The 9,969-nt window shown below is 71.8% G+C and carries 4 protein-coding genes; 2 read left to right on the top strand and 2 right to left on the bottom strand.

Annotated features, from left to right (window positions below):
- The first annotated feature begins 76 nt into the window (after positions 1 to 76).
- On the top strand, positions 77 to 1,072 hold the full coding sequence (locus BAW75_RS04405; RefSeq protein WP_244206008.1) for a zinc-dependent alcohol dehydrogenase family protein: 996 nt from the start codon (positions 77 to 79) through the stop codon (positions 1,070 to 1,072).
- A gap of 64 nt (positions 1,073 to 1,136) precedes the next feature.
- On the opposite strand, the gene BAW75_RS04400 is transcribed toward BAW75_RS04405, so the two are convergent.
- Both BAW75_RS04400 and BAW75_RS04395 read right to left on the bottom strand, forming a co-directional pair.
- Complete coding sequence (locus BAW75_RS04400; protein ID WP_104112734.1) at positions 1,137 to 4,367, bottom strand: Ig-like domain-containing protein; 3,231 nt, start codon at positions 4,365 to 4,367, stop codon at positions 1,137 to 1,139.
- A 209-nt stretch (positions 4,368 to 4,576) separates the two neighbouring features.
- Positions 4,577 to 5,131, bottom strand: coding sequence for a winged helix-turn-helix domain-containing protein (locus BAW75_RS04395; RefSeq protein ID WP_104112733.1), 555 nt, complete (start codon positions 5,129 to 5,131; stop codon positions 4,577 to 4,579).
- A gap of 261 nt (positions 5,132 to 5,392) precedes the next feature.
- On the opposite strand from BAW75_RS04395, the gene BAW75_RS04390 reads away from it, so the two are divergent.
- On the top strand, positions 5,393 to 9,793 hold the full coding sequence (locus tag BAW75_RS04390; RefSeq protein ID WP_104112732.1) for a S8 family serine peptidase: 4,401 nt from the start codon (positions 5,393 to 5,395) through the stop codon (positions 9,791 to 9,793).
- Positions 9,794 to 9,969 lie beyond the last annotated feature (176 nt).

Below are 9,969 nucleotides of genomic sequence, written 5' to 3'. Positions count from 1 at the left end.
GGGTAGGGGTGTGAGGATCGGGGGCATGCGTGCTGTGGTGTTCGAGCGGTTCGGGGTGCGGCCAGAGGTTTGCCGGGTGGATGATCCGGTGCCGGCGGCGGACGGGGTGGTCGTCCGGGTCGGCGCTACCGGGTTGTGCCGCAGCGACTGGCACGGCTGGCAGGGCCACGACCCGGACATCCGCCTGCCGCACGTGCCGGGGCACGAGTTCGCCGGCGTCGTCGTGGCGGCCGAACCGGACGTACGCGGCTGGCGGCCCGGCGACCGGGTCACCGCGCCGTTCGTCTGCGCGTGCGGGCGGTGCCCGTCGTGTCTCGCGGGCGACCAGCAGGTCTGCGAGCGGCAGACCCAGCCGGGCTTCACCGGCTGGGGCTCGTTCGCCGAGCTGGTCGCGGTACGGCACGCCGACGTGAACCTGGTCCGGCTGCCGGACGAGCTGGACGAGGCGGCCGCCGCCGCGCTCGGCTGCCGGTTCGCCACCGCGTTCCGGGCCGTGATCGCGCAGGGCCGGGTGGCCGCCGGTGAGTGGGTGGCGGTGCACGGCTGCGGCGGCGTCGGCCTGTCCGCCGTGATGATCGCGGCGGCGAGCGGGGCGCGGGTGGTGGCGGTGGACGTGTCGCCCGGCGCGCTGGAACTGGCCCGCCGCAGCGGCGCCGCTGTCTGCGTGGACGCGAGCACGCTGGGCGGTCCCGCCGAGGTGGCCGCCGCGATCCGGGACGCCACCGGCGGGGGCGCGCACCTGTCGCTGGACGCGCTGGGCGCTCACGCCACCTGCGTGGCGTCGATCGAGGGCCTGCGCCGGCGCGGCCGGCACGTGCAGGTCGGGCTGCTGCCCGCCGCGCAGGGCCGCCCGGCGCTGCCGATGGACCTGGTGATCGCGTACGAGCTGGAGCTGCTCGGCAGCCACGGCATGCCGGCCCACGCGTACCCGGAGATGCTGCGGCTGGTCACCGCCGGGGTGCTGCGCCCGGCCGACCTGGTCACCCGCACCATCGACCTGGACGCCGCGCCGGACGCGCTGGCCACCATGGACCGGCCGACGGTCGCCGGGATGTGCCTGATCCAGCCCTGAGAACGGGCACGGGCCGGCCCGGCGCCGGGAGACCCGGCGCGGACCGGCCCGCGAGGCCGTCCGGTCAGTCGGTGACGGTCACCGTGACGGTACGGGGTGGCTGCTGGTACTGCCCCCGGTTGTCCATGCCGCGGATCGTCACCGTGTACGTGCCGGCCGGGATCACCGGCGACGTGTACGCGAAGTTCGACCCCGGCGAGCCCGGGCTGGTGAGGAACGTGGCGATCCACGGCCAACTGCTCGGCGCGCCCGCCCGGCCGAACGTGCCGGCCGAGTTCATGCCCTGCCCGGCGCTGTTGCCGATCTGCACCTCGACCTTCTGCATCCCGCCGTCGTCCACGGCCCGGCCGGTGATCACGATCCGGCCGCCGGTGTACGCCTGTCCCTCGACCGGCGTGATGCTCGGCTCCAGCGTCGGGTCGGTGTCACCCGGGTAGACCAGGTAGCGGGCGGTCGCGCCGCTTGTCGAGTTGTCCTGCTGACCGGCGGTGTCCACGGCCCACGCCTCGACGCTGTACGTGCCCCGGGTGGGCAGGTCGATCGAGAGCGTGAACGCGGTGCTGGTCGCGCCGGGCGAGGCGAGCGTCGCGTCGACAGTGGCGAACGCGGCGGCCATGGTGCCGTTTGGTTGCACGTACCGGCCGGTGTCCAGGTCGCGCAGCGCGATCCGGACCGCCCGTACGCCCTTGTCGTCGGTGGCGGTGCCGGCCAGGTCCAGGTGCAGCTGGTCGATGTCCTGGTTGGTGCCGGTGAAGCTGAGCAACCCGTTGGGGAAGGCGTCGCCGGGCACCTGAGCGGTGACGGTGAGCCGGCCCATGTTGTTGCTGGAGGTGGTCAGGCCGAGCTTGTCGGTGGCGCGTACCCGGAAGTCGTAGACGCCCGGGGTCAGCGGCACGGTGGTGAACGACCAGTCGAACGTCGCGGCGTCGAGGTTGGCCGGGGAGATCCGGTGGTAGCCGGCGACCGAGTCGGCGCCCCAGGTGCCGTCGGTGGCGAGCGCCTCGCGGGTGGTGTTGTTGCGCAGGTAGATCTCCACCGACTTGAGCGCGTCGTCGTCGTTCGCCGTGCCGGCGAACGTGATCGTGCCGCCGGGCGCGACGGTGAGCGGCGCCGGGTTGCCGGGCGGGGTCATCGCCACCGGCGAGGTGATCGCCACGGTCGGCGGTACGCCGTTGGCGGAGACGGTCCAGTCGCGGGTGTCGCCGCGCAGGTCGCTCTGCCCGGTGGTGTCGACGGCGGTGGCGGTCATCTTCCACTGCCCCTCGGTGGGCAGCGTGACCTCGTACTGCCAGGTGGTGGACGTCGCGCCGATCACGTCCGGCTCGCCGCGGAACGTGTTGTAGACGGCGGCGACGGTGCCGTCGTCCTGCAGGTACCTGTTGTCCGGGGTGCGGAACGAGTAGATGAGCGAGTTGACGCCCTTGTCGTCGGTGGCGGTGCCGGAGGCCACGAACGTCTGCGTGGCGAGCAGGCCGGCCGACGGTGAGCTGATCCGGGTCGACGGCGGCAGGTCGTCGAAGCGGAACGTCTCGATCTTCTTGACCGCCTTTGTGGTGTCGCCGGCCCCGTTGCGGTCGAACGTCTTGGCCTGCAACTGGTAGACGCCGGCCGGCAGCGTCACCGGCAGGCTCCACGTGGTGGAGGTGGCGTTCGGCGCGGCGAGCGTCGTGTTGATCGCCTTGAACGCGCCCCAGGTGGTCATGTCGGCCTGAAGGTACTTGCCGCTGTTGCGGTCCTGGATCTCCAGCTGGACGCGGGCCACTCCGGCCGGGGCGAGCGCCTGGCCGCTGATGGTGAACTCCTCGCCGGCCGGCTTCACCGCGCCCTCGATCGGCGTGGTGACTGTGGTGTCCAGCGGCGCGGGCGCGGGCTCCTTGGAGAGGTCGAAGAAGGCCACCCGGCCGGTGGTCTTGCCGCCCTTGACGTTGCCGTCACCGCCGACGAGCAGGCCGCGCGAGGTGGCGAGCATCGCCTTCTCGCCCTCGTACGAGTTGGAGCCGGGGTTCCACTCCAGCGCGGTGCCGGTGAGCGGGTCCAGCGCGCCGAGGTGGTCGCGGCGGACCACCTGGTCGCCGAGGCCGTAGCCGCTGAGGCCCTGGCCGGTGCCGTAGCCGACGTTGTCCAGGCCGGGCCACGGCACGTTCGAGGTGGGCGACTCCTGCCAGCTGAAGTGGCCGCCGACGTAGACGGCGGTGTCGGTGATCGCGACCGAGTAGATGCTGTCGAAGTGCCGGGAGATCCAGAGCGGCTCGACGTGGTCGTTCCCGGTCAGCGGGTACGCGATGGCGGTGTCGTTGATCGGCGGCCGGTCGCCGCCGGAGCCGCTGGTGACCACGAAGTACGAGTCGTCCGGCGCGATGTCACCGGCGAAGACGCGCTGGATGCCGCCGACGAAGGAGAGGTTGTCCTCCCACAGCCGGGTACGCCAGGGCAGCAGCGCCTTGCTGGCCGTACCGATCAGGGCCACGCCGTAGCGGTCCTGGCCGGCGATCTGGCGGCCGGTGTGCACGACGAGCAGCTTGCTGCGGTCGTGGGTGAGCTTGAGCTGCTGCACGGTGAGCATGCCGCCGACGCCGATGCCGCCGGTCAGCGGCAGGTTGAAGCCGGTGTCGACGGCGCCGGTGGTGGGGTTGAGCGCGGCCAGGCCGCTGCGGCTGACCCCGTTGACGGTGGCGAACTGGCCGCCGACGTAGACCGCGTTGCCGCTCACCGCGAGCGCGGTGGCCCGCGCGTTGGCGGTGGCGGTGAACGCGGCGATCGGCGCGCCGGTGGCCGGGTTCAGCCGGGCGATCTTGCGCTTGGTGACGCCGTTGATCGTGTTGAACGTGCCGGCGATGTAGAGCGACGAGCCGTCCGGTGACGCCTCCACCGCGGTGACCGCCCCGTCAATGACCGGCTTGAACGCGGTGTCCACCTTGCCGGTGTCCAGGTTGTACGACGCCAGGGACTTCTGCGCGATCGCGGACCCGCCGACGTTCGCGATCGAGGTGAACGTGCCGGCGATGAAGACCCGGTTGCCGATCACCTCGATGTCGGTGATCTCGCCGTTGGTGATCCGCGGCGTGTCGGTGCGGGGCGTGGTCGGCATCAGCCGGGTGTCCCCGGGGGTGACCAGCGCCCGGGTGGCGGTGGTACGCGCGGCGCCGAGCGCGGCGCTGCTCCCGGTCGCCTGGGCGCCGGTCCGGCCGGCCGCGCCGGCGTCCCGCACGACGACGGTGCCGGCGAGCGCCGGTACGCCCACCACCACGACCGCGCCGGCGGCGATGACCGCCACCGCGCGACTCCAAACTCGCATCGAGATGACTCTCCCTGTCCGCCGGGACGGCCCCCCTCGGGTGATTCCCGGGTCCCTCCGTCCGCGTGCCGGACGCCACCGTAGGAGGCAAAGACATTTCGCGATACGTGCCGCACCGGTAATCGACCGGTCGCCATCAATTCCGGCCACACCGGCAGGCCCGCTCCTCCGATCGGACCACGGGTTCCGCCGTCCGGCCGCCGCGGCGTTCAGTCGCCCCGCACCCAGGGGTGGCGGTGGTCGGTGAGCCGCAGGCCGACACCGCGTACCGCCGCGATGGTGACGCCGGTGCCCAGCTCGTCGAGCTTGCGTCGCAACCGCTTCACCAGGGACTGCACGTCGGCCCGGCCGTGCGTCGGCGCGTCGCGCCAGACCGCCCGGTGCAGCTCGGCGTAGCTCCACACCCGTACCGGCTCGGCGGTCAGGCAGGTCAGCAGGTCGCGCTCCAGCCGGGTCAGGGCGGTCTCGCGGTCGCCCCACCGGGCGGTGGAGCGCGCTGCGTCGATCACCAGCGCGCCGTCCGGCGCGGGCTTCGGCTCGGGTACGGGCGGACCCGGCGCGCCGGCCGGGTCCGGCGCGTCCGCTGTGATCAACTCGCGCAGCTCGTCCAGATCGGCGACCATCAACAGTGGCGCGACGCCGTCTAGCAGCTCGGTCAGCCGCACCCGTTCGGCCGGGGACGACGTCACACCGATGACGAGCGAGAAGGGCCGCTCCGGCGGCTCGGTGCCGGAGTTCGCCGCGTTCGTGCCGTCAGTCGTCACCGCGCCCCACCGTGACAAAAGCTGTCAACAAGCCATCCGATCCGGGGGCCTGTTGGTGACATGTTGCTCACGTACGGTCATTGATCGTTCCCTCATGTCGATCATAGTGTCCATTCAGGTGACCGGCGTAGACCCGCACGGACACCTAGGGGGCCTGGGGGGTTCTGGTAATACCGGTGCGACCAGTCGGGAGAGCGCGTCTCCTGGCCCTTCTGCCATGGCTCGATCATCAGCGGGTCATCGGAACAGGAGGCAGCACCGATGCTGAGACGTCCACACAGATGGGGCCCGGCCCGGCGGCTGGTGAGCGCGGGCGCCGCCCTGGTGCTCGCCGCGACCGCGCTGGCCGCCACCGGCACTGGAGCACAGGCCGGCACGGCTACCGGCGCGTCGGCCGGCGACAAGATCCGCCCCGAACTCACCCGGCAGCTGGAGGGCAAGAGCGAGGGCGACTTCTGGATCCACTTCTCGGGCAAGGCGGACCTGGGCAAGGCCGCCGCGATCAAGGACTGGAACGAGCGCGGCGCCGCCGTCGCGGCGGCGCTGAAGAAGACCGCCGCGGAGAGCCAGGCCAAGATCCGCGCCGAGCTGGACCGCTCGGGCACGAAGTACCAGAGCTTCTGGGCCACCAACGCCATCAAGGTCACCGACGGCTCGCTGACCATGGCGCAGAACTTCGCCGCCCACTCCGAGGTGGACGGCCTGTACGCGCCGATCGAGTACAAGCTCCCCGAGACCATCCCGGGCACCGACGAGAAGTCGGCGAACGCGCTGGAGTGGGGCATCGCCAACATCAACGCCGACGACGTCTGGTCCCAGTACGGCGTCAAGGGCGCCGGCATCACGGTGGCCAGCATCGACAGCGGCGTCCAGTTCGACCACCCGGCGCTGGTGAGCTCGTACCGCGGCAACAACGGTGACGGCACCTTCGACCACAACTACAACTGGTTCGACGCGGCCGACGAGTGCGCCACCGCGCCGTGCGACTCCGACGGCCACGGCACGCACACCATGGGCACCATGGCCGGCGCCGACGGGGCCAACCAGATCGGTGTCGCCCCCGAGGTCAAGTGGATCGCCGCGAACGGGTGCTGCCCGTCCGACGCCGCGCTGGTCTCCTCCGGCCAGTGGATGCTGGAGCCCACCGACCTCAACGGGCAGAACCCGGACGCCAGCAAGCGGCCGAACATCATCAACAACTCGTGGGGCACCAGGACGCCGTCGAACGAGCCGTTCATGGAGGACGTCACGAACGCCTGGACCGCGTCCGGCATCTTCGGCGTCTGGTCCAACGGCAACAACGGCCCGTCCTGCCAGACCAGCGGCTCGCCGGGCAGCCTGGCCAGCAACTACTCGGCCGGCGCGTACGACGTCAACAACAACATCGCCAGCTTCTCGTCCCGGGGCACCGGGCAGAACGGCGAGATCAAGCCGAACATCTCGGCGCCCGGCGTCAACGTGCGCTCCAGCGTGCCGACCAACTCGTACGCCAGCATCAGCGGCACCTCGATGGCGGCGCCGCACCTGGCCGGCGCGATCGCGCTGCTCTGGTCGGCGGCGCCCACCCTGGTCGGCGACGTCCCGGCGACCCGCGCGCTGCTCGACGACGCGGCGATCGACAAGGGTGACACCCAGTGCGGCGGCACCACCGACGACAACAACGTCTACGGCGAGGGCCGGCTGGACGCGCTCGCGCTGCTCGCCGCCGCCCCGATCGGGGACAACGGCACGCTGGCCGGCAAGGTCACCGACGCCGCCACCGGCGCGGGCATCGCCGGCGCCACCGTCACGCTGTCCGGCGCGGCGGACCGCACGCTGACCATCGGCGCCGACGGCACGTACTCCTCGCTGCTGCCGGCCGGCGACTACCAGGTCGTCGTCTCCACCTTCGGGTACGCCACGCGCACGCTGTCCGCGACCGTCACCGCGAACACGACCACCACGCTGGACGTCGCGCTCACCGCGGTGCCGAGCGTGACGGTCAGCGGGCAGGTCACCGACGGGTCCGGGCACGGCTGGCCGCTGTACGCGAAGGTGAGCGTCGAGGGCACGCCGATCTCCGACTACACCACGCCCACCACCGGCCGCTACAGCCTGTCGCTGCCGTCCGGGGCGACCTACCGGCTCACTGTCGAGCCGCAGTACGCCGGCTACCTGACCACCACCAAGGAGGTCACCGTCGGCTCGGGCAACGCCGTCGCCAACATCGCGGTGCAGGCGAACCCCGAGGCGTGCACCACCGCCCCCGGCTACACCGTCAGCTCCGACGGCGAGTACGAGACGTTCGACGGCACGGGCGTGCCGGACGGCTGGACCGTGGTGGACAACGCCGGCACCGGCCAGGTCTGGGAGTTCACCGACGCCGGTGAGCGCGGCAACCTGACCGGCGGCAGCGGCAACTTCGCCATCATCGACAGCGACAACTACGGCAGCGGCGGGCAGCAGGACACCTCGCTGGTCAGCCCGGTGGTCGACCTCACCGGCGTGACCACGCCGGTGATCCGGTTCAACCAGGACTACAACTGGCTCAACAGCGACCGCGCGGACGTCGACCTGAGCCTGGACGGCGGCACCACGTGGAGCAACGTGCTGCGGCAGGCGGCCGACGTACGCGGCCCGCGGGTGACCGAGGTGCCGATCCCGCAGGCGGCCGGCCAGTCGCAGGTGCGGGTGCGCTTCCACTACTACGAGGCAAGCTGGGAATGGTGGTGGCAGGTCGACAACGTCCTCATCGGCAGCACGCTCGTCTGCAAGCCGGTGAACGGCGGCCTGGTGCTCGGCCACGTCCGCGACAAGAACGACAACAGCTACGTCAACGGCGCCACGGTGACCAGCAAGGACCGCCCGGCGGAGAAGGCCACCACGGTGGCCACGCCTGACGACACCGAACTGCCCGACGGCTTCTACTGGATGTTCTCGTCGCTGACCGGCAAGCACCCGTTCACCGCCGGCGCGGGCAACTACGTGAGCCAGACCAAGCAGGTCACGGTCGAGGAGGACTGGGCCACCGCGGCCAACTTCCAGCTCGCCGCCGGCCGGCTGTCGGTGAAGCCGGCCTCGATCACCGGCACGGTCCGGATGCCCAGCGGGAAGGTCAGCAAGACGTTCACCGTGACGAACACCGGCGGGGCGCCGGTCAACGCCGAGTTCAGTGAGCGCGACGGCGGGTTCGTGCTGCAACGGGCCGACGGTTCCCAGTTGTCCCAGCAGGCGCTGCTCGGCTCGACCGGCGCGCCGGTCCAGCGGCTGACCGCCGCGACGTCGTTCGCCGCCCGCTCGTCCGGCAAGTCGTCCACCGGCATCGGCGCGGCGGCGGCCCCGCAGGCGGACCCGTGGACCACCATCCCGGGCTACCCGTCGAACGTGATGGACAACCGGGTCGTCAGCGTCGACGGCAAGGTCTACTCCATCGCCGGTGGCGACGGCACCACGTCGAGCGCCAAGAACTACCGGTACGACCCGATCGCCCAGGCGTGGACCGGCATCGCCGACCTGCCCGGCGCGCGTAACGCCATGACGGTCGGCGTGCTCGACGGGAAGATCGTCGCCACCGGTGGCTGGGGTGCCGCCGGACCGGACGCCGCCACCTTCTCGTACGACCCGGCGGCGAACACCTGGACCCGCAAGGCCGACAACCCGGCGCCGCGCTCGGCGGCCGGCCGGGCGGTCGCGGGCGGCAAGTTGTACGCGATCGGCGGCTGCACCACCGCGAGCTGCACGCCGATGTCCAACTCGGTGGTCCGCTACGACCCGGGCGCGGACGCCTGGGAGACGCTGCCCGCGTACCCGAAGTCGGTGGCGTTCCTGTCCTGCGGCGGGATCGACGGCACCGTCTACTGCACCGGCGGCAACGACGGCACCACGTCGCAGAAGGCCGGGTACGCCTTCGACCCGTCCGCGAACGCCTGGACCGCCATCCCGGACGCGCCGGCCGACAGCTGGGCCTCCTCGTACGCGGTGGCGAACGGCAAGCTGCTGGTCGTCGGCGGGTCGCAGGGCGGCGCCATCACCAACGCCGGCTTCGCCTTCGACCCGGCGACCAATTCGTGGGCGAACCTGCCCAACGCCAACACCCCCCGTTACCGGGGCGGCGCGGCCTGCGGGTTCTACAAGATCGGCGGCTCGTCGGGCAGCTTCACGGCCACCAAGGACAGCGAGGTCCTGCCCGGCTTCTCCGAGTGCTCGGAGGCCGCCGCCGACGTGAGCTGGCTGACCGTCGACAAGTCGAAGGTCACGCTGGCGCCCGGTGAGAAGGTCACCGTCACCCTCACGATGACGGCGAACGTCGACCAGCCGGGCACGTACTCGGCGTCGGTGGCGATCAAGGAGGACACCCCGTACACCGTGGAGCCGGTGGCGGTGACCATGATCGCGCAGCCGCCGAACACCTGGGGCAAGCTGTCCGGCACGGTCTCCGGCAAGAGCTGCCAGGGCGCGACGGCGCCGCTGGCGGGCGTGACCGTGCAGGTCGACTCCTGGGCGAACTCCTACACCTTCACCACCGACGCCCAGGGCCGGTACGCCTACTGGATGGACCGGCGCAACAACCCGCTCACGTTGATCGTCGCGAAGGACGGCTGGAAGCCCCAGACGCGCCAAACGAAGATCAACAGCAGCACGCCCACGGTGGAGGACTTCACCCTCTCCCCCACCCGCTGCTGACCCGAAACACACATGAGTCGGCCCGCCCGGTGCCCCGCACCGGGCGGGCCGCCCCACGCCACCCCCTCACCCCCGCGATCTTGCACTTACCGCCCCGGCAAGGCGCACAAAAGCCCCACCCGAGGGGCCGCAAGTGCAAGATCAGCGGCGCGGGGCGCGGTCGGGGCAGCAAGTGC

This window comes from Micromonospora chalcea, assembly GCF_002926165.1.
GTDB lineage: Bacteria > Actinomycetota > Actinomycetes > Mycobacteriales > Micromonosporaceae > Micromonospora > Micromonospora chalcea.
This window is presented reverse-complemented; position numbering and strand designations above follow the sequence as displayed.

Excerpts from the sequence above, each read along its gene's own strand:
- BAW75_RS04390 (WP_104112732.1), top strand. The coding sequence starts at position 5,393 with ATGCTGAGACGTCCACACAGATGGGGCCCGGCCCGGCGGCTGGTGAGC.
- BAW75_RS04400 (WP_104112734.1), bottom strand. The coding sequence starts at position 4,367 with ATGCGAGTTTGGAGTCGCGCGGTGGCGGTCATCGCCGCCGGCGCGGTC.